The 18698-nt window shown below is 64.9% G+C and carries 17 protein-coding genes; 3 read left to right on the top strand and 14 right to left on the bottom strand.

Features of this window, described 5'->3' with window-relative positions; translation table 11 throughout:
* Positions 1–11 precede the first annotated feature (11 nt).
* The gene (locus KCG88_RS13335) at positions 12–479 is read left to right on the top strand and encodes a GNAT family N-acetyltransferase (RefSeq protein ID WP_047335727.1); all 468 of its coding nucleotides are present in this window, start codon (positions 12–14) and stop codon (positions 477–479) included.
* A 13-nt stretch (positions 480–492) separates the two neighbouring features.
* Here the strand turns inward: KCG88_RS13335 and KCG88_RS13330 are convergent, their stop codons facing one another.
* The 4 genes from KCG88_RS13330 to hmgA form a co-directional block, all read right to left on the bottom strand.
* Positions 493–1860 carry an aromatic acid/H+ symport family MFS transporter gene (locus tag KCG88_RS13330; protein WP_047283967.1) on the bottom strand — a complete coding sequence of 456 codons (1368 nt, stop codon included), beginning with the start codon at positions 1858–1860 and terminating at the stop codon, positions 493–495.
* A gap of 138 nt (positions 1861–1998) precedes the next feature.
* Complete coding sequence (gene maiA / locus KCG88_RS13325; RefSeq protein ID WP_047335725.1) at positions 1999–2637, bottom strand: maleylacetoacetate isomerase; 639 nt, start codon at positions 2635–2637, stop codon at positions 1999–2001.
* 12 nt (positions 2638–2649) lie between these two features.
* On the bottom strand, positions 2650–3954 hold the full coding sequence (gene fahA, locus KCG88_RS13320; protein ID WP_210712523.1) for a fumarylacetoacetase: 1305 nt from the start codon (positions 3952–3954) through the stop codon (positions 2650–2652).
* Positions 3955–3957: 3 nt separating this feature from the next.
* Entirely contained in the window at positions 3958–5262 is a 1305-nt protein-coding gene (hmgA, locus tag KCG88_RS13315; RefSeq protein WP_210712522.1) for a homogentisate 1,2-dioxygenase, read from the bottom strand.
* 167 nt (positions 5263–5429) lie between these two features.
* Between hmgA and KCG88_RS13310 the strand changes: the two genes are divergently transcribed.
* Positions 5430–6224 carry an IclR family transcriptional regulator gene (locus KCG88_RS13310; protein ID WP_047335723.1) on the top strand — a complete coding sequence of 265 codons (795 nt, stop codon included), beginning with the start codon at positions 5430–5432 and terminating at the stop codon, positions 6222–6224.
* 10 nt (positions 6225–6234) lie between these two features.
* On the opposite strand, the gene KCG88_RS13305 is transcribed toward KCG88_RS13310, so the two are convergent.
* The 9 genes from KCG88_RS13305 to KCG88_RS13265 all read right to left on the bottom strand — a co-directional run bounded on the left by KCG88_RS13305 (position 6235) and on the right by KCG88_RS13265 (position 17217).
* Entirely contained in the window at positions 6235–8790 is a 2556-nt protein-coding gene (locus KCG88_RS13305) for a LuxR C-terminal-related transcriptional regulator (protein ID WP_047283963.1), read from the bottom strand.
* 263 nt (positions 8791–9053) lie between these two features.
* A complete protein-coding gene (locus tag KCG88_RS13300; RefSeq protein WP_047283962.1) occupies positions 9054–10421 on the bottom strand; it encodes a DUF1329 domain-containing protein in 1368 nt (455 codons plus the stop codon).
* Between the two features lie 24 nt (positions 10422–10445).
* Complete coding sequence (locus tag KCG88_RS13295) at positions 10446–12236, bottom strand: DUF1302 domain-containing protein (RefSeq protein WP_210712521.1); 1791 nt, start codon at positions 12234–12236, stop codon at positions 10446–10448.
* A 497-nt stretch (positions 12237–12733) separates the two neighbouring features.
* Entirely contained in the window at positions 12734–13093 is a 360-nt protein-coding gene (locus KCG88_RS13290) for a hypothetical protein (RefSeq protein WP_047335721.1), read from the bottom strand.
* Between the two features lie 183 nt (positions 13094–13276).
* Positions 13277–14188 (bottom strand): SDR family oxidoreductase, encoded by a 912-nt coding sequence (locus KCG88_RS13285; protein WP_047284160.1) that lies wholly within the window; start codon positions 14186–14188, stop codon positions 13277–13279.
* A gap of 138 nt (positions 14189–14326) precedes the next feature.
* Positions 14327–15229: an alpha/beta hydrolase gene (locus KCG88_RS13280; RefSeq protein WP_047283959.1), complete on the bottom strand. Its 903-nt coding sequence runs from the start codon at positions 15227–15229 to the stop codon at positions 14327–14329.
* The gene (locus tag KCG88_RS13275) at positions 15229–16011 is read right to left on the bottom strand and encodes a class II aldolase/adducin family protein (protein ID WP_210712520.1); all 783 of its coding nucleotides are present in this window, start codon (positions 16009–16011) and stop codon (positions 15229–15231) included. Before KCG88_RS13275 ends, KCG88_RS13280 begins: the two co-directional genes overlap by 1 nt.
* 143 nt (positions 16012–16154) lie before the next feature.
* On the bottom strand, positions 16155–16841 hold the full coding sequence (locus tag KCG88_RS13270) for an LrgB family protein (protein WP_210712519.1): 687 nt from the start codon (positions 16839–16841) through the stop codon (positions 16155–16157).
* Positions 16831–17217: a CidA/LrgA family protein gene (locus KCG88_RS13265; RefSeq protein WP_047283958.1), complete on the bottom strand. Its 387-nt coding sequence runs from the start codon at positions 17215–17217 to the stop codon at positions 16831–16833. The genes KCG88_RS13270 and KCG88_RS13265 overlap by 11 nt, the downstream gene beginning before the upstream one ends.
* Before the next feature lie 98 nt (positions 17218–17315).
* Between KCG88_RS13265 and KCG88_RS13260 the strand changes: the two genes are divergently transcribed.
* A complete protein-coding gene (locus KCG88_RS13260) occupies positions 17316–18212 on the top strand; it encodes a LysR family transcriptional regulator (protein WP_047283957.1) in 897 nt (298 codons plus the stop codon).
* On the opposite strand, the gene KCG88_RS13255 is transcribed toward KCG88_RS13260, so the two are convergent.
* Positions 18193–18648: a flavodoxin gene (locus tag KCG88_RS13255; RefSeq protein WP_210712518.1), complete on the bottom strand. Its 456-nt coding sequence runs from the start codon at positions 18646–18648 to the stop codon at positions 18193–18195. The genes KCG88_RS13260 and KCG88_RS13255 overlap by 20 nt on opposite strands.
* Positions 18649–18698: the final 50 nt, after the last annotated feature.

Raw genomic sequence — 18698 nt, 5'->3', positions numbered from 1 at the left:
ACGGACACAGCATGCTCATCAGAAAAGCCCACGGCGCCGACGCACAGCGGGTCTTCGACATTCGCAACCAGGCCATCCACCAGCAGTGCGCCGGCCACTACCCCGAAGCGGACCTCCAGGTCTGGACGGCTGGCGAACTGAGCGACTACTTCATCGAAGTGGTGGAAAACACCGGCCATGTGGCGGTCATCGACAATCAGGTGACCGCCAGCGGCATGCTCGACCTGCAGACCGGGCAGGTCGACGCGGTGTTCGTCGACCCGGCCTACATGGGACGCGGCATCGGCCGCAAGATGATGGAGTACCTCGAAGAGCGGGCGCGGGAGGCCCAGTTGCCCCACCTGATCCTGGATTCGACCCTCAACGCCGCCGACTTCTATCGCCGCTGCGGCTTCGTCGGTGAGCGCATCGCCCAGTACCAGTCACCCCGGGGCCTGACCCTGGCCTGCGTGCCGATGATCAAGCACCTGGCACGCTGAACCACCCTGCCCCTCAGGACTTGAGCGGGGCCTGCCGTTGCGCGGCCGGCCCCGCCTCACCCGAGGCCGACGCCAGGGGCGAACGCACCTGGATGATCAACAACGCCGCAAGCAGGGCCGGAATCGCGCAGAAGAAGAAAATCTGCTGCACCGGAATATGCATCGCCAGCAGCATGCTGCCGAACAGCGGACCGAGGATCGAACCGAAACGCCCCACGCCCAAAGCCCAGCCGGTGCCGGTGGCGCGCACCTGGGCCGGGTAGAAGTTGCTGGCGAAGGCATTCAGGGTCAACTGGCCACCGATGATGCAGAAGCCCGCGGCAAACACGAACACCACCAGGTAGCGCGGGTTGTCGTGGTTCAACCCCAGCAGCACGGTGCACAGTGCAGCGGCGCTAAGCACCGCGGCCAGCAGGCGCACCTTGCGTTTCAGGCGGTCGGCGAACCAGGCCATGCAGATCGCGCCGAGGGTACCGGCGAAGAGGAACATCGAAGTCACCAGGTTGGCCTGCTTCAGGGCCAGGCCACTCTCCAGCAGCAGCGTCGGCAACCAGCTGATCATGAAATACAGCAGGATCAGGCTGACGAAAAAGGTCGCCCAGATCAGCAACGTAGGCCGAGCATAGCCGTGGCGGAACAACTCCAGCACCGTGAGCTTGCTGTCCGCCTGCTCACCGCTGTTGAGCACTGCGGCCGGCGGTTGCCAGTCCGGGAGCATCTGTGCGGTGACCTTGCGCAGCCGCGCATAGGGCGGTGCGTCCCGCAGCAGGCGCGGCAGCGATTCGGGCAGGCGCCAGAGCAGGAAAGGAAACAGCAGCAGCGGCGTGAGGCCACCGGCGAGGAACACCGCTTCCCAGCCAAAGCGATCGATGAAGCCGGCCGCAACGAAACCACCCGCCGCGCCGCCAAAGGAGAAACCGCAGGCGGCCAGGGTCACCATCAGGGTGCGCAGGCGCGGCGGCGAATATTCGGACATCAGCGCCATCGCGCTGGGCATCGCCCCGCCCATGCCGATGCCACAGATAAAACGGGCGGCCATCAGGCTTTCAAGGGAATGGGCGAACACCATCAGCACCGTCAGGCTGGCGTAGATCAGCACGCAACAGAGCAGGATCCGGCGCACGCCAAAACGGTCCGCCAGGGGCGTCACCGCCAGGGACCCCAGGGTCAGGCCCAGCAGGTTGGCGCTGAACACCGGGCCGAAGGCGGCCTTCTCCAGCCCCCAGTCCTGGGCCAGGGCCGGCACCACATAGCCCAGGACCTGGGCGTCGTAGCCATCGGTAACCAGCAGCAAGGCGAGAAGCAACAAGAGCAACCACTGGTAGCGGGACACCGGGCTGGCGTCGAGCGCAGCACGAAAGCTGGCAATCTGATTTTGCATCGCAAGGTACCTGTTCGGTTTTTATGGTTATGGGCAGCGGTGTTGCGCAGGTCACAGGCGGTGACCGCTCAGGCTCCGTTGCGGGGCCTGGGTGATGCGGATGCCACGCTGCCCCGGATGCCGGGGCAGCGTGCAGGCTCAGGCTGGCGTATCCGGCTGGTTGGCCGGGTGCGCGGCCTGGAACGCCGGGTGCTCGGCGGCCAGGGCCGCGACCCGGAGGATCCGCGGATAGGCGTCCAGGGACACCTTGAAACGCTCGGCCGCATACAGTTGGGGAATCAGGAACACATCGGCCAGCCCCGGCTCATCGCCAAAACAGAAGCCCTGGTCGCCGATCAGTTGCTCCAGGGCCGCCAGCCCCTGGCTGATCCAGTGGTCGATCCACACCAGCAGTTGCGCTTCCTCATGGCCCCATTCCCGCAGCAGGTTCTGGGTGCTGGAGTTGTGCAGCGGATGAATGTCGCAGCCGATGATCGCGGCAACCGCCCGTTCCCGGGCGCGGCTGACCAGGTCCGTGGACAGCAGCGGTACCTGTGGATAACGCTCCTCCAGGTACTCGATGATTGCCAGCGACTGGATCAGCAGGTCGCCTTCATCGGTGCGCAGGGCCGGCACCCGGCCCTGGGGGTTGATCTGCAGGTACTCCGGCTGGCGATTCGCCCCGCCCTTGGGCACCAGCAGGTTGACCGGGATGGCCTGGAACTCCAGGCCCTTGAGCGCCAGGGCGATGCGCACCCGGTAGGACGCAGTGGAGCGGTAATAGGTATAGAGCTGCATGGGGGCTCTCCCTTAACGTGCCGGCTGGACCGTGCCACGGCATTCGCCGAAGCCGATGGAGGCGAAACCTTCACGACTGCAACGCCCGCGCAGGATGATTTCATCGCCATCTTCGAGGAACTTGCGCACCTCGCCGGACGCCAGTTCGATGGGTTTCTTGCCGCCTTCGGTGATCTCCAGCAGGCTGCCGAACTGGCCGTTCTGCGGGCCGGACAAGGTGCCCGAACCGAACAGGTCGCCGGCCTGCAACTGGCAGCCGTTGACGCTGTGGTGCGCAACCATCTGCGCCACGGTCCAGTACATGTACCGGGTGTTGCTCAAGGTCAGGCGGTGTGCCGGCAGGCCCTGCTCGCGCATGGTGCGGGTGGTCAGCAGCACTTCCAGTTCGATGTCGAAGCCGCCAGCGGCCTGGTCACGCTGATCCAGCAGATACGGCAGCGGTTGCGGGTCGCCTTCAGGGCGCGGGGCCTGGGCCTGGCGGAACGGCTCCAGGGCCTCGGCGGTCACCACCCAGGGCGAAATGCTGGTGATGAAGCTTTTCGACAGGAACGGGCCCAGCGGTTGGTATTCCCAGGCCTGGATATCCCGCGCCGACCAGTCGTTGAGCAGGCAGAACCCGGCAATGTGTTCGGCAGCGTCGCCAATGGCGATGGGCTCGCCCATCTCGTTGCCCTGGCCGATCCAGATGCCCAGCTCCAGTTCGTAGTCCAGGCGCGCGCAGGGGCCGAAGGTCGGTTCGGACTGCCCGGCCGGCAGGGTCTGGCCCTTGGGTCGGCGCACGTCGGCACCGGAAACCCGAATGGTCGAGGCCCGGCCGTGGTAGCCGATCGGCACGTACTTGTAGTTGGGCAGCAGCGGGTTGTCGGGGCGGAACAGCTTGCCGACGTTCTGCGCGTGTTCGATGCCCACATAGAAGTCGGTGTAATCGTTGATCTTGGCCGGCAGGTGCATCTGGCAGTCCGCGGCCAGGGGGAGCAGTTTCGCCCCCTGGGCCTCGATCTTGCCGCGCAGGCTGCTGCCTTCGCCGAGCAGTTCCAGCAGGCGCTCGCGCAAGGCGACCCGGGCCGGGCGGCCGAGTTCGAAGAACGCATTCAGCTGGCCGCCACGGGCCGCCTGCACCGCAGCCTGGGCCTGGCCTTCGAACAGCCCGGCATCCAGCGCCGCTTCCAGGTCGAAAATCTGTTCGCCAATGGCGACCCCGCTACGGGGCGCCGAGCCCTGGGTGCTGAAGACGCCCAGGGGCAGGTTCTGCAACGGGAAGTCGGGGTGACCGTTGGCGGACTCGACCCAGCTACGGGTGGTGGTGGGCAAGGTCATGGGTTATCTCCGATTCGGGTTGAAGGTGACGGGCAGCGAGGCCCAGCAAGCATCGTAGTCGTTCTGCAGCTCTGGGCACTCCAGGGCGAACTGGCTCGGGCGCAGCACCTGGCTGGTCTCGAACATGAAGGCCATGGTGTTGTCGATCTTGGCCGGCTGCAACTGGGCGTTGATCGCCTTGGTGCAGGTTTCGCCGTCCGGGCCGTGGGCGCTCATGCAGCTGTGCAGCGACGCGCCGCCGGGCAGGAAGCCTTCGGCCTTGGCATCGTAGGCGCCCTGGATCAGGCCCATGAACTCGTTCATCAGGTTGCGGTGGAACCACGGTGGACGGAAGGTGTTCTCGGCCACCATCCAGCGTGGCGGGAAGATCACGAAATCCAGGTTGGCCAGGCCCGGCACGCTGGTGGGCGAGGTCAATACGGTGAAGATCGACGGGTCCGGGTGGTCGAAGCTGACGGTACCAATGGTGTTGAAACGGCGCAGATCGTATTTGTACGGCACGTTGTTACCGTGCCAGGCCACCACGTTCAGTGGCGAATGGTCGAGCTCGCAGCCCCAGAGCTCGCCGAGGTACTTCTGGACGAGCGTGGTGGGCTGGCGCAGGTCTTCGTAATGCGCCACCGGGGCCAGGAAATCCCGGGGGTTGGCCAGGCCGTTGCTGCCAATCGGCCCAAGGTCCGGCAGGCGCAGCGGCGCGCCGTGGTTCTCGGCGACGTAGCCGCGGGCTTGCGGGTCCAGCAGTTCGATGCGGAACTTCAGGCCGCGAGGCAGCACGGCGATTTCCAATGGCTCCAGGTCCAGCATGCCCAGTTCGGTGACGATGCGCAGGCGGCCCAGCTCCGGCACCAGCAGCAGCTCGCCATCGGCATTGAAGAACACCCGCTCCATCGAGCGGTTGGCACGGTAGTGATAGACGCTGATACCCGCCGGCTTCTGCGCCGCCGAGTTGGCCACCATGGCCACCAGGCCGTCGATGAAATCGGTGGGCTCGCTTGGAATCTGCAGGGGGCTCCAGCGCAGGCGGTTGGGGGTGACCTCACCCAGGGGGCCGCCTGCCAGCTGGCGCGCCAGCTTGGTGAAAGCCGGGTGCTTGGCCGAGGGCTGGATGCGGTACATCCAGGTACGCCGGGCTTCGCTGCGGGTCATGGTGAAGGCGGTGCCGGAAAACAGTTCGGCGTACAGGCCGTAAGGGGCTTTTTGCGGGGAGTTCTGGCCGACGGGCAGCGCCCCTAGCAGGGCTTCGCTGGCAAATTCGTTGCCGAAGCCCGATTGGTAGCTGAGGGCCGACGCCGAAGAATCGAGGTTCATGGAGCCTCCTGGAAGTTGGAGTAGGCAGGGGCCCACCACTCCCTCACAAGAGCTGTCGGCACGCCCGGGTTATTTTTATCGTAATCCAATTACGCATAACGTAATTTGATTGCCCGAGAGCGTCAAGCTATAAAGACCGCCACTTGTCACGGGACCCCAATGCCTCCATGGAAAAGCCGCGCAGCACCAGCGACAGCACCGGTAAACAGAAAGTCCGCTCGGCCGAGGTCGGTACCGACATCCTCAAGGCCCTGGCCCAATTGTCGCCAGCCACTTCCCTTTCGCGCCTGGCCGAACATGTGCAGATGCCGGCAAGCAAAGTGCACCGCTACCTGCAGGCCTTGATTGCCAGCGGCTTTGCCGAACAGAACAGCGCCACCAACCACTACGGCCTGGGCCGCGAAGCCCTGCGGGTAGGCCTGGCCGCCCTGGGCAGCATGGACGTACTGAAAGTCGCGACCCTGCCCCTGGCGGAACTGCGGGACGAATTGAACGAAACCTGCTTCCTCGCGGTGTGGGGTAACCAGGGCGCAACGGTGGTGCATATCGAACCGGCGGTGCGGGCGGTGACCGTGGTCACTCAACTGGGCTCGGTGCTGCCACTGCTCAGTTCATCCACCGGGTTGGTGTTCAACGCCTACCTGCCACAGCGCGAAACCCTCGACCTGCGTCAGCAGGAACTGGCGACCGGCAGCCCCCACGCCCTGGCCGACGAGCAGGTGCACGATGCCCTGGCCGAGCAGATTCGCCAGCGCGGCCTGCACCATGTCCACGGTTTGCTGATGCCCGGGGTCGATGCCCTGTCGGCGCCGGTGTTCGATGCCACCGGCAAGATCGCCGCGGTGCTGACCGTGGTAGGGCCGACATCGCTGTTCCACGCCGATGAACATGGGCCCGCAGCCCAACGCCTGCTGGCGGCCAGCGCTGCAGTGAGCTGGCGCATGGGTTATCAGCCGCAATAACCGCGAGCGCTCAACTCATCAACCCCAGGGCCTGGGCCTTGGCTACCGCCTGGGTACGCCGTTCCACCCCCAATTTGCTGTGAATCCGGCGCCCGTGGGTCTTCACGGTATGCAGGGAAATGAACAACTGCTCGGCGATCTGCTGGTTTGAACAGCCCTGGGCGATCAGTTGCAGCACTTGCAGTTCCCGCAGGCTGAGCAGGCTTTCACGGTTTTCCAGGGGGCCTGGCGATGACGGCGTCTCAAGCGTTTCCCCCGCAGCCAGCAAGAGTGGCTGCCGCAGGCGCAGTTCGTGCAGGGCCTGTGGCAGGTTGCATCGCTGCACCAATGCCTGCCCGGCCTGCAATGCCTCTTGCGCCAGCGCCGGGTTGCCTTGCAGGTAGGCGACCTCGGCCAGGGCCAGTTGCACCTCGGCCTCCAATCCCTGCATGCCGTGGCGTTGGGCCCGGGCCAGCAGCCCCTGCAAGGTAGCGATCGGCGCCTGGGCCCGCCCCAGGTGCACCTCGGCCAGCACCAGCAGGTATTCGATCCTCGGAATCAACTCCAGGGTGGCCGGTGGCGCCTGTAGCGCCTGCGGGCCGCGAAAGTGCCGGAGCAAGCGGCTCAACGCCTCCTGAGCCAGCTCCGGTCGCCCCTGTTGCAGCCAGAGCTGGCTGCTGACCTGCAACAGCACACCCCGGTACACCGTGTCGGGAATCTGCCGCTGCTGCATCAGCCGTTCCGCATCCCGCAGGCGCACGAAGGCCTGGGCATAGTCACCCTGGTTGGCCGCCAGTTGGGCCTGGCCGAGGAAACCATACAAGGCACGCTTATCGTGGCTCAGCAGGCAATCCTCAAGGCCGCTGCGAAAGTAGCCGGCCGCCTGCTCTGCATGCCCCTGGCGCAAGGCCAGGCGACCGAGACGCAGGGCAATGCGACCGAGCAGCGGGGTCGCCCGCAGCGCCTGCGTCGACAAGCGCTCGTAGACCTGCTCCAGCAGGCTCTGGGCCCGATGCGGCGCACCCCTCTGCTCCAGCAACTGGGCATGGTCCAGTTCCAGCAGGCCTTCGAACAGCAGGGCATCCTGGGCCCGGGCCAGGCACAGGGCTTCACGATTGAGGGCCTGGGCCACATCCAGCTCCGCACTCAGCAGGGCCTGCTGGGTCAGCCCCGACAGGCACAGCAGGCGGGTGGTCCAGGCGCTGTCGGCCAGTTCGTCCAGGGCCTCGATAAAATGCTGCCGCGCCGCCACCATCCGCCCGCCCAGGTGCAGCAGCCAGCCCTGCTGGGCCTGCCAGCGGGCCAGCAACTGACGCTGCTGCGCTGCCGAGGGCTGCGGGGCGAACCGGGCCATCTGCGCCATGCACTGCCCAGCCTGCTCGAAGCGCCCGGCAAACAGCATGGCCGCAACCAGCAGCCCCACCAGGTGCGGCGACACCAGCAAGAGTTCGCCACCGTGGCGCTCATGCAGTTGCAGCAACAGCAGCGCATTGTCCTGCTGGAACAGGAACTCGAAACTGAAATGCTCCAGCAGGCTGACCGCGACTTCATACTCCTGGGCCCGCAGCGCCTGCTCAAAGGCCGACTGCCAATCCTCCTGGGCAATGAACCACTGGCAGGCCCGGCGATGCCAGGAGCGCCCGCCCGGCCAGGCCTCGTCGCGCATCAGCCGGGCCAGCGGCGCAAACACCTGGAGCCAGTCGCCGCCACCGTCCCAGGGCTCGATGAAGCAGGCCAGGTTCTGCAGGGTGCGCAGGTATTGGGCGCCCTCCCCGACGCCGAACAGATGCTCGCACAGCTCGGCATTGAAACGTGGCAGGTGCGCCAGTACTTGCCAGACTTGCGCCAGCTCCGCCGGCAGCACGCTGAACAGCTCGTGTTCCAGGTACTCCAGCAAGGTGTTGGGGCGTCCCGGCTTGCAGGGCTGAATCGTCAGTTCGCTGCCTTCCAGCAAGGCGATGCGCACCCCGGCGCACCAGCCGCCACTGCGTTGCAGAATGCGGCTGGCGGTCTGCGCACACAGGGGTTGGGGCAGCCGTTGCAGCAGTTGCTCGATCTCGGTCTGGCTGAATGCCAGTGCCGGGCCGTCCAGCTCGAACAACTGATCGTCCAGCAGCAGGCGTGGCCAGTTGCACAGGGGCCGGCGACGGCAACCCAGCCACCAGGTCAACTGCGGGTTGTCCAGGCTCAGCAGGCGATCGAGCAGCAGGTCCAGGTCCGCAGCCGCGACCCGGCAATAGTCATCAATGAAGATCCAGGCCGGCGCCTGCAGGTGCGCCAGGTGCTGCAGCACCGTGGCTTCATCATCACGCTCCAGCCCCAGGGCCCGGGCCAGGGCAACGCACAGCCCCTCTGGGCTATGCCGCCCGCCGGACAACGGCAACCAGCTCACCCGGCAAGCCTCCGGTGCCTGCTGCAGGCACTCAGCCAGCAGCGCCGTCTTGCCGCTGCCAGCAGGCGCGCAAAGCAGCTTGACCCGCGCACCGGAGGCCAGCAACGGCGCGCTCAGGCGGCTGCGGGGAAAATGATGGGAGGACAAACGGGGCATGAACCCGGGACGCTCTGGACAACGAGTCATGGCGGTCATTGCGGCGTGCCTTTTTATAGTTTTAGCCAGCGTAGCCCCACCCTAGCCCCGACCTCCCGGCCAGTTGAAGAAGTATTCAGCAGGCTGATCAGCCCCCATAAAAAATCCGACCAGGCAGTCGGATAACTGTCAGCCAAGAGGAACGCAGTATTGCCACGACGGTGGCGAGCAAGCTCGCTTACAAGGACTGGCCGCCATAAAAAGCCGCACGCCCCTAAAGAGCGTGCGGCTCGACCATTGCTCCACTGCAACCCAAGAGGCGCCTAGCGCACTCCACCGGCGCGCAGGGCAGCCGGGGTGTAGTCGGCCGCCTTGGCGGCAAAGCCGAACTCCAGGCTGTGCTTCTCTTCGTTCTTCATGCCCAGGGCCAGGTAACGGCCGGCGTTCAGGTCATACAGGGCCTCCAGGGTGTAGGCCGGTACCTGGTGGTCGTAGTAGTACTGCGCATGACCTTCGGCTACCCGCCACAGTTGGCCGCGCCCGTCATAGTGGTCCACCAGGGCCACCTGCCAGCTGTCCTCGTCGATGTACATGTGCCGAGTGGCGTAGATGTGCCGCTGGTTGGGCTTGACCGTGCCCACCACTTCCCACACCCGGTGCAGTTCATAGCGGGTCAGGTCCTGGTTGATGTGCCCGGCCTTGACGATGTCGTCGTACTTGAGGCTCGGCGAATCCAGCTTGTAGCTGTTGTAGGGGATGTACATCTCCTTCTTGCCCACCAGCTTCCAGTCGTAACGGTCGGGAGCACCGGAGAACATGTCGAAGTTGTCCGAGGTGCGCAGGCCGTCGGCGGCCGTGCCCGGGCCGTCGTAGGCCACCTGCGGGGCGCGGCGCACGCGACGCTGGCCAGCGTTGTAGATCCATGCCGAACGCGGTTCCTTGACCTGGTCCAGGGTCTCGTGGACCAGCAGCACGTTGCCTGCCAGCCGCGCCGGGGCGGTCACCGACTGCTTGAAGAAGTTCTGTACGTTGGCCGCCTTGGCCGGGTCCAGGTCCGGGATCAGTTGGGGCGCTGCCACCTCTTCCTCGAAGCGGATCGAGGTGTAGCTGCCGTTGGTCTGCGGGGTGACCTGGGTGACGATGCGCTTCTGGTTGCCGCCGTGATAACGGGTCAGGTGGTTCCACAGCACCTCGATGCCGTTCTTCGGAATCGGAAAGGCGTAGTAACGGTTGCCGGTGAAGTTGGCCAGGCCGTTGCCGTCGTTGGTGGTGGTCACGCTCAACGCGCTGCGTTTGGCCGACTCGTAGATCTCAGGTGGCAGGCCGACGCTGCGGTGAGTGGGGTAGACCGGGATCCGGTAGCTGTCCGGGTAGCGCTTGAACATCGCCACCTGGCCGTCCGAAAGCTTGTCCTTGTATTTGTCCACCGTCGCCGCGGTGATGATGAACAGCGGTTTTTCATTGGCGAACGGGTCGGCGAGAAAGCCCTTGCTGTCCACCGCCCCGGCATTCTTGGGAATGCCTCCGGTCCAGGCCGGGATCGAGCCGTCGGCATTACCGGCTTTTTCCGCACCCACCGGGGTCAGGCTGGTTCCCAGCTTGGCGGCCTCTTCCGGGCTCACGGCAGCCATCAGGTTGGCCGCCCACAACCCCAGTGCCAGGGCGCTGCATTGCAGAATCATCTTGCGCATTCAAATGCTCCTTCTTGTGCCGGTTCAGAAGTTCACGCCAAAGCTCAACGCGAGGAAGTCCCGGTCGGTCAGGGTGTTGTAGCGCCCGCCAAAAAAGTCGGTGTAGCTGAGGCTGGCGGTGTAGGTGTTGCGGTAGTCGGCATCCACGCCAACGCTCAGGGCCTTGGCGCCCTGGTTGAACAGGCCGTTGGGACCGTAGCCGTTGACGTCATGGGACCAGGACAGGTTGGGCTTGAAGTTGATGCCGGCGATCACGTTGCTGTAGTCGAGGATGGCCCGGGCGCGATAGCCCCAGGAGGTGGCCGTGACGAAACCGTCGGTGTCGCCCCCGTAGCCGTATTGGCCGTACACCGAGTCCCGGCCATAGCGCAGCTTGCTCTTGTCTTCCAGGCCTCCGACATGGACCACTGCCGCCTCTCCCACCAGGGTCAGGCGGTCGGCCCCCAGCACCTGATCGAAGAACTGGGTCATGGAACTCTGGATCTGAGTGATTTCCTTGCGCCGGTAGCCGGTGTTGTCAGCCCCCATGGAGGTCTTGATCGGCGACGCCGCGCCCCCGGAAATAGGGTTGAGCAGGGCCAGGGTCAGGTCGTTGGTGTTGACCTGCACCGGGGCGTTGGGTCGGTAGCTGATCTCGCCGGTCCAGGCGGTGCCGGTGGGCAGGGTAGTGGAGAAACTGGCGCCATACAGGCGGATGTCTTCAGGGTATTCGAGGTAGTACTGGCCACGGCCGAGCATCACGCTTTGCACCAGGCCACTGCCCGAGCCCGGGACGATGCCGTTGGCAGCGCCGGCAATCGCGCCCAGGGTCGCCGGACTCACATTGGCGGTGGTGGTACTCACCACCGGGCTGCGGGAGTGGTAGTTCATGAAGTACAGGCCGTACTCGGTGTCATCGCCGAGCCAGCGCAGGGCCGCGCCCCACTGCCCGGAGTCGCGGGCATCACGATCACCGCCGCGGGGCAGGATCACCCCTTCGCGGCTTACCTGAAAGCCCTGGCCGAAGGCCGCAGCCACCGGTTGCAATGGTGCGATGGCCGGGCTGCCGACGGTGTAGCCAGTGGTGCAGCCATCGGCCACCACATCGTTGCCGAAGAAGGTGCCGCAGTTGTCCACCACGGTCTGGTCCCACTCCAGTTGATAGAAGCCTTCCACGGTCAGCTGGTTGGTCAGGCCCTGGGAGGCGAACAGCATGTTCACCGGCACCAGGCCTTCCTTGATTTCGGCCCCGGGGCGGCGAAAGGCCGAGACGTCCACCGGGTTGATGCTGTTGATGGAGTTGCCGATGAAGGTGCTCTCGCCCCAGCTGACCACCTGCTTGCCGGCACGCACGGTACCCGGCAGGTCGGCAATGGAGTAGTTGTGGTAGACGAAGGCATCGAGGATCTGCGCCCCCGAGGACTTGGCGCCTTCCTTGCGGTTGTGGTCGCTGATGGGCTTGAACTCGCGGTCTTCGTCCTTGAGCTCGAAGTCGTACCAGTACTTGCCACGAACGAAGACCCCGGTGTCGCCGTACTTGAGTTCCAGGTCATGCAGGCCCTTGAAGATCTTCGAGAAGGTTTCGCCCTTCTTGAAGTTCAGGCGGCCATCGTCGCCGGTGGACGACTGGGCGGTACCGCCATTGACCGTTCCGACGAAGGCGCGGTCCGCATCGCGCATGCCCCAGCTGGCGCCAACCGATAGCGACGAGTCGAACTGCCCTTCGATTTCCCCGATGTTGAACGACACCGCCTGCGCCTGGGCGCAGCAGCCCAGCGCCACCGCGACGGCCAGCGCCTGCGGTTTGAAGATGGCGCGCATTGTTATTCTTGTCATGCGTCTTCCCCGGTGAGTGACAGGAGGCCTCACCCTACTGCCGGGGTAGCACGGTCGATAAGCGCACCAAGGAGGTATTCGCGCTGTCACTCGAAGGGATTAGTGCCCTTGCCATCAGGGCCGTTCAAGGGGTTATCCACCGGCTGGATGCAGGCTTATCAGGGGCGTCGATGCAGGGGGATGACCGGGGCGAAAAAACGCTCCGACTGTTGCTCAGGCTGTAACAGTCCTTGTCCTGAATCGCTATTTTTCCGCACCCGGCCAGGGCTTATTCTTCACTCGCAGTCACGGCAAACAACCGCTTGCCACTGACCCTGCAAGTACCGGGCACCAGCTGTTCCCGGGAATGATTTCCAGCCGCTTGAAGACGTATGGTTCAAGCCGCTGCCCCTGGTTCACCGACGTTGATTTTGTAGCTCCTTGATCTAACGTCTTACTTCGGCCGCTGCTCTTGCAGCGGCCTTTTTTATGCCTGGAACACCAGAGGAAAGTGGCGACTACGCCGCGTCGTCCTCGCTCTCGTCGTAATGAAACTTGTGCAGCAGACGGTGCGCCACTGGGGACAGGATCAAGCCCAGGGTGGCAGCGAAGACCAGGTTGGTATAAAGCCCGTAACTGGCAAAAAACAGTTTGCCACCAGGGGTTTGCGGCATGTTGATGGGGCCGATGCCGCCGAGGATCATGGCCGCGTCATACAAGGCGTCATGGAAGGAAATGTCTTGTTCGAAGTACAACAGGCCGCTGATACCCAGCAGCACCGAGAAGATGATCAGCGCCAGCACCACCAGCCCATGCAGACATAAACGGCGGATGAACAGCAGCCGCGACAATACCGGCTGATCCTTGGACTCATACATATGCAGCACTCCCTGTTCGTTCGCGGACCGTCGAGCATAGTGACGAACGCTGCAGGAGTAAAACCGCCGGAGCCAGGGCCCGGCGGGGTGATGCGTCCACTGCTGAAAACCCGGCGCACCTGGCGCCGGAAGCCGGCCCCTATCCCCCTGGCACAGGCGATAGGGGGCGGATAAAGAGGCGCTTCAGAGGGCGTACTTTTGCAGATTCTGCATCATCTGCTTCAACGCCTCGATATTGTCCTTGGGATGCGCCGCGCCCTCGAAGTCGCAGATCTGCTGCCAGTGGGCCGCCACGTCGTCCGGGGAAAAGCCCTGGCGGGGATCGAAGCCGGCGCCAAGGCTGCGCTCCCAGCGCACCTTGCCGATCCAGCCGCCGCCCACTTCGAACAGGCCGGAGGTTTCCTGGCACTGCTCGCTGCCCAGGTACACCACCAGCGGGCTGACCAGTTCGGGCTTGAGCTGCTCGAACACCTGGGGCGGAATCAGCCCCTCGGTCATCCGTGTGCCGCCAGTGGGCGCGATGGCGTTGACCAGGATGTTGTTCTTGCGCCCTTCGATGGCCAAAGTCCGGGTCAGGCCGTACAGGCCGAGCTTGGCCATGCCGTAGTTGGACTGGCCGAAGTTGCCATAGATGCCCGAAGTGGAAGCGGTGAAGATCACCCGGCCATACCCCTGGTCGCGCAGGTGTGGCCAGGCGGCGCGGGTGACCTTGTAGGCCCCCTCGACATGCACCCGATACACCAGGTCCCAATCGGCGTCCTCCATCTTGTGGAAGGTCTTGTCCCGCAGGATCCCGGCGTTGTTGACCACCACATCGACCCGGCCAAACACATCCAGGGCGTTCTGCACGATCTTTTCACCGTCGGTGACCGAGTCATGGCTGGCTTCGGCGATACCGCCGGCCTCGCGGATCTGCGCCACCACGCGGTCGGCGGCCGAAGCGCTGGCGCCTTCGCCCTGGGCCGAGCCGCCGAGGTCGTTGACCAGCACCTTGGCGCCGTGCCGGGCGAACAGCAGTGCATGGGCCCGGCCCAGGCCACCGCCGGCACCGGTGACGATCACCACTTTATCTTCCAAGCGCACAGACTCACTCATACCGAACTCCAGCAGGGCCAATGGACAATGCTTCGAGTGTCAGGCAGGCGGCTCTTGGTCACAATAAAAACGTTTTGAGCTGAATGGTGCGCAATAAGGCAGCGGGATAATCGCCTTGCTCGCTCAAGGCCGCGGGGCTCAGGAACACGCCAAGCGCGATGATGGCGACAGCAGATTGTCGCGAAACTCCAGGTAATGCTTGAGCACCGCCAGGGGCGCCTCGATCTGCGGGTAATGCCCGATGCTCGGCAACAGCACCGTGTCGGCCCGAGGGATCAACTGCCGATAGCGCTCCACCATGTGTGCCCCGGAGATCGGGTCCAGGGCACCATCGATCACCCGCAGGGGCACCTCGCCACGCTGCATGGCACTGACCCACCGCTCACGCTGGGCCCGACGTTCAGGGATGTAGCCGATCAGCTTGTGCAGGATTCGCGGGCCATCGTTGCTCTGCACCAGGCTCCAGAAATCATCCAGCACCGACTCGCTGGGGCGGTTCTGGGGGCCGAATATCTGCCGGAAACTCTTGGCCAGGCCCTGGCGGCTGAACGTGCGCCCGAGCATCCAGCCCAGCGGGCTGAGCAGCAGTTTCTGAGTCAGCACCGGGCGATGGGTTTCCGGGAACAGGCCGCCGTTGAGAAACACGCAACTGGCGATATCGATCCGCTCTTCGTAGTGCCGGGCCAGCAACTCCTGGGCAACGCTGTCGCCGTAGTCGTGGGCCAGCAGATGCACCGGCTCGGCGATACCCAGGTGGGCCAGCAGCGCCTGCTGCAGGTCAGCCTGCTCCAGTAGGCTGTAGTCATGTTCCAGGGGCTTGGCCGAATCACCGAAGCCCAGCATGTCGCAGGCAATCACCTGATGATGCCGGGCCAGGGGCTGCCACAGGAAGTGCCAGTCCCAGCTGGCGGTGGGAAAGCCATGGATCAGCAGCAGCGGCTCGCCCTGCCCGGCCACCCAGTAACGGATGCGCTGGCCGCGAAAGAGCAGGTCATGTCCGCGTGTACGCCACACGCACAGCGGGATCTCGGCAATAGGCATCAGAGTGTGTAACCCGGGTCGAGTTGATCGAGTTTGCGCAGCAGGGCCGGCCAGGCCAGAGCGCCGCCCATGCCCTGAGCGCTGCGGGTGACGCCGGCGATCATCGCCCTGGCCCCGGCCAGGATCGGCGCAGGGATGGCAATCAGCTCGGCGCCGCCGTTCTGCGCCAGCACCTGGATCTCGCAGGCGCGCTGGAAGGTGAACATCATCAGGAAGGTATCGGCGATGGTCGCGCCGCAGGTGAGCAGGCCATGGTTGTGCAGCATCAGGAAACTGTTGTCCCCCAGGTCGGCCTGCAGCCGGACCTTCTCCTCGGGGTTCAGGGCCACACCCTCATAGGGGTGGTAACCCAGGCTCGACAACACCAACAGCGACTGCTGGCTGATGGGCAACACGCCCTGCTTCTGCGCCGACACCGCAACCCCGGCCGCGGTATGGGTGTGCAGCACGCAAACCACATCGTGACGCACCGCATGCACCGCGCTGTGAATGGTGTAGCCCGCCGGGTTGATCTCGTAGGGGCTGTCCATCAGCTTGTTGCCGGCCTGGTCGACCTTCACCAGGCTCGACGCGGTGATCTCGTGGAACATCAGGCCAAACGGGTTGATCAGGAAATCTTCGGTGCCCGGTACCTTGGCGGAGATGTGGGTGAAAATCAGGTCGTCCCAGCCATGCATCGCCACCAGGCGGTAGCAGGCGGCCAGGTCCACGCGGGTTTGCCACTCGATGGCGCTGACCTGGTTTTTTACACTCGGTGTCGATTGAACGGGGGCTAGGCTCACGGCAAGGACCTCAGTGATGGTTCTTATAGGAAGAGGACCTCCAGAGTCTAGACAGCTCACGCCGCTGGCGGAGTTGCATTGGCAGCCAGCTTGATGGCCGTGCGGGTCAGCCGGGAATCAGGCCCTGGCCCGGAGTTTCACCGTCAAAGCAACGACGCCAGCAAAGGGGCGGCGAACAGGTTCAGAAGCCCGGTCAGGACCATCACCAGCCCCGCCACCGAACCTTCTTCGCCCCCCACTTCATTGGCCCGGCTGACCCCAGCACCATGGGCCCCGACGCCAAACAGGGCGCCGCGGGCCAGGGCGCTGCGCAGCGGCAGCCAGCGCAGCAGCACACCGCCAAGCATGGCCCCGAACACCCCGGTGAACATCACGAATACCGCGGTCAGCTCGGGTACGCCGCCCAGGTCATGGGCCAGGGGCATGGCGAACGGCGTGGTGATGGAGCGCGGCACCAGGGACAGGGTCACCGAGCTGTCCAGGGCCAGGGCCTTGGCTAGGCCAAACGAGCTGCCAATGGACGCCGCGCTGCCCGCCAGCATGCCCAGCAGCAATGCCGACCAGTGGCGCATCAGCAGTTGCCGCTGCTGCCAGATGGGAATGGCGAACGCTACCGTCACCGGCCCCAGTACCAGCATCAGCCAGTGGGTGTTGGCGGCGTATTCGGCGTAGGCGGTGTGCAGCGGCACGGCGACCGCCAGCAGCAGGGCCGGCACCAAAATCAGCGGCGACAGCAGGTAGCGCCCGGTGCGCCGGTAGATCCAGCGGCTGAACAGGTAGGCGCCCAGGGTCAGGGCCAGCCAGAACACCGGCATGGCTTCAAGCTTCATGGCGCATCCTCCAGCGGCACACCAGTTCCACGGTCAAGGCTGTCACCAGCATCACCAGCAAGGTGCTGACGCCAATTACCAGCAGAATTCGCCAGCCGTCCTGGCGCAGCAGGCCGCCGTAGTCCAGCAGGCTCATCAGCGCGGGAATGAAGAACAGCAGCATCTCGGCCATCAGCAGGCCGGCCCCCAGCTGCAGGGCCGCCGGCTTGACCCAGCCCAGGGCAAAGGCCAGCAGCAACAGCGCAAGGCCCACGACCCCGCCGGGAATCGGCCAGGGCAGCCAGCTGGCCAGTTGGCAGCCGAGAAAATAGATGGCCAGCAGCACCGCCAGTTCAAGAATCAGGCGGCCCAGGCGTTTGCAGGTGGAAATGTTCATGGTGGTTCGGTCCTCTCAGGGGCTTATTTTATGAAAAGCCCCATCATTACCGAAGCGAATTGTTAGACTGGAAGCCATTCCAATCTGGAATCAACGCCATGGATTTCAAACAACTGCGCAGCTTTGTCGAGGTGATCCGCCAGGGCGGCTTCACCCAGGCGGCCAGGACCCTGCACATCAGCCAGTCGGCGGTCAGCAAGCAGATCGCCCAGCTCGAACAGAGCCTCGGCATGCCCTTGCTGGAGCGCCAGGGTTCGCACATCCACCTCACCGCCGCCGGCAACGTGGTGCTGCAACGGGCCGAAGGCATGTTGCGCCTGCGCCACGAACTGCTCAGCGAACTGGACGACCTGAGCCAGCTGGCACGGGGTGAACTGCGCCTGGGGCTGCCACTGCTTGGCAGTGACGCGCTGTTCGCCAGCCGTTTTGCCGAATACCGCCGGCGCTATCCGAATATCCAGGTGCAGCTGCTCGAAGGCGGCAGCCTGAATGTCGAACAAGCGGTGCGCAACGGCGAACTGGAACTGGGGGGCAGCCTGACCCCCAAGGACCCGGCATTCGCCTACCAGCCCTTCTGCGATGAACCGCTGGATGCCTTGCTACCCGCCGATCACCCTTTGGCGATGAACGCTCAGGTGCGCCTGGAAGAACTGGCGGACACGCCGTTCCTGCTGTACCAGCGCAGTTTCGTGCTCAACGACCGGCTGTTGCAGGCCTGCCAGCAGGTGGGTTTCACCCCCCGGGAAGGCGGGCGCAGCGGCCAGGCGGATTTCCTGGCGGCGCTGGTGGCAGCCGGCCAGGGCGTGGTGCTGTTGCCCAGTGTGGTGGCCCGTGGCCTGGTGCGGCCTGGGGTGGTGCGCCTGACCTTGAAGGCGCCGGACTACCTGCGATGGGATATCGCCTTCATCTGGCGCCAGGGCGCTTATCTGTCCAAGGCAGCGCAAGCCTGGCTGGCGCTGCTGCGGGAACAGCCGGTCAGCCCCGCAGGGCGCTGATCAGCTCGGCCAGCCAGGGCTCGGCGTCGGTTTCCGGGGTGACGCTCTCGCTGGCGTCCAGGCGCAGCATCGGCAGCACTTCCTGCACGCCCAGCTCGGCGAACAGCTCGCGCATCTGCTCGCCACCGCCACAGAAGGTATCGCCATAGCTGGAGTCGCCGAGGCCGATCACCGCCCCCGGCAACCCGCGCCAGGCGGCGGGCAACTGATCGCGAATACTCGAATACAGCGGCAGCAGGTTGTCCGGCAGCTCGCCCATGCCAGTGGTGGAGGTCACCGCCAGAAACGCCTGTGGAGCGAATGCCTGGACCTCGGCCAAGGTCGCGCGCGGGTTATGCCAGGCCTCGAAACCTGCGGCGTTGAGGAGTTTGGCGGCGTGCCGGGCGACTTCTTCAGCCGTGCCGTACACCGAGCCGGAAAGGATGGCGACTTTCATCAATCTGATCCTGAAGCTGACTAAAAGGCTGGGATATTAACAGCTACGGA

The sequence above is a fragment of the Pseudomonas sp. MWU349 genome (assembly GCF_017947325.1).
GTDB classification, from domain to species: Bacteria; Pseudomonadota; Gammaproteobacteria; order Pseudomonadales; family Pseudomonadaceae; genus Aquipseudomonas; species Aquipseudomonas protegens.
The sequence above is the reverse complement of the archived record's forward strand: the minus strand, read 5'-3'. Positions and strand labels throughout refer to the sequence as shown.

Excerpts from the sequence above, each read along its gene's own strand:
- KCG88_RS13335 (WP_047335727.1), top strand. The coding sequence starts at position 12 with ATGCTCATCAGAAAAGCCCACGGCGCCGACGCACAGCGGGTCTTCGAC.
- KCG88_RS13330 (WP_047283967.1), bottom strand. The coding sequence starts at position 1,860 with ATGCAAAATCAGATTGCCAGCTTTCGTGCTGCGCTCGACGCCAGCCCG.
- maiA (WP_047335725.1), bottom strand. The coding sequence starts at position 2,637 with ATGCAGCTCTATACCTATTACCGCTCCACTGCGTCCTACCGGGTGCGC.
- fahA (WP_210712523.1), bottom strand. The coding sequence starts at position 3,954 with ATGACCTTGCCCACCACCACCCGTAGCTGGGTCGAGTCCGCCAACGGT.
- hmgA (WP_210712522.1), bottom strand. The coding sequence starts at position 5,262 with ATGAACCTCGATTCTTCGGCGTCGGCCCTCAGCTACCAATCGGGCTTC.
- KCG88_RS13310 (WP_047335723.1), top strand. The coding sequence starts at position 5,430 with ATGGAAAAGCCGCGCAGCACCAGCGACAGCACCGGTAAACAGAAAGTC.
- KCG88_RS13305 (WP_047283963.1), bottom strand. The coding sequence starts at position 8,790 with ATGACCGCCATGACTCGTTGTCCAGAGCGTCCCGGGTTCATGCCCCGT.
- KCG88_RS13300 (WP_047283962.1), bottom strand. The coding sequence starts at position 10,421 with ATGCGCAAGATGATTCTGCAATGCAGCGCCCTGGCACTGGGGTTGTGG.
- KCG88_RS13295 (WP_210712521.1), bottom strand. The coding sequence starts at position 12,236 with ATGACAAGAATAACAATGCGCGCCATCTTCAAACCGCAGGCGCTGGCC.
- KCG88_RS13290 (WP_047335721.1), bottom strand. The coding sequence starts at position 13,093 with ATGTATGAGTCCAAGGATCAGCCGGTATTGTCGCGGCTGCTGTTCATC.
- KCG88_RS13285 (WP_047284160.1), bottom strand. The coding sequence starts at position 14,188 with ATGAGTGAGTCTGTGCGCTTGGAAGATAAAGTGGTGATCGTCACCGGT.
- KCG88_RS13280 (WP_047283959.1), bottom strand. The coding sequence starts at position 15,229 with ATGCCTATTGCCGAGATCCCGCTGTGCGTGTGGCGTACACGCGGACAT.
- KCG88_RS13270 (WP_210712519.1), bottom strand. The coding sequence starts at position 16,841 with ATGAAGCTTGAAGCCATGCCGGTGTTCTGGCTGGCCCTGACCCTGGGC.
- KCG88_RS13265 (WP_047283958.1), bottom strand. The coding sequence starts at position 17,217 with ATGAACATTTCCACCTGCAAACGCCTGGGCCGCCTGATTCTTGAACTG.
- KCG88_RS13260 (WP_047283957.1), top strand. The coding sequence starts at position 17,316 with ATGGATTTCAAACAACTGCGCAGCTTTGTCGAGGTGATCCGCCAGGGC.
- KCG88_RS13255 (WP_210712518.1), bottom strand. The coding sequence starts at position 18,648 with ATGAAAGTCGCCATCCTTTCCGGCTCGGTGTACGGCACGGCTGAAGAA.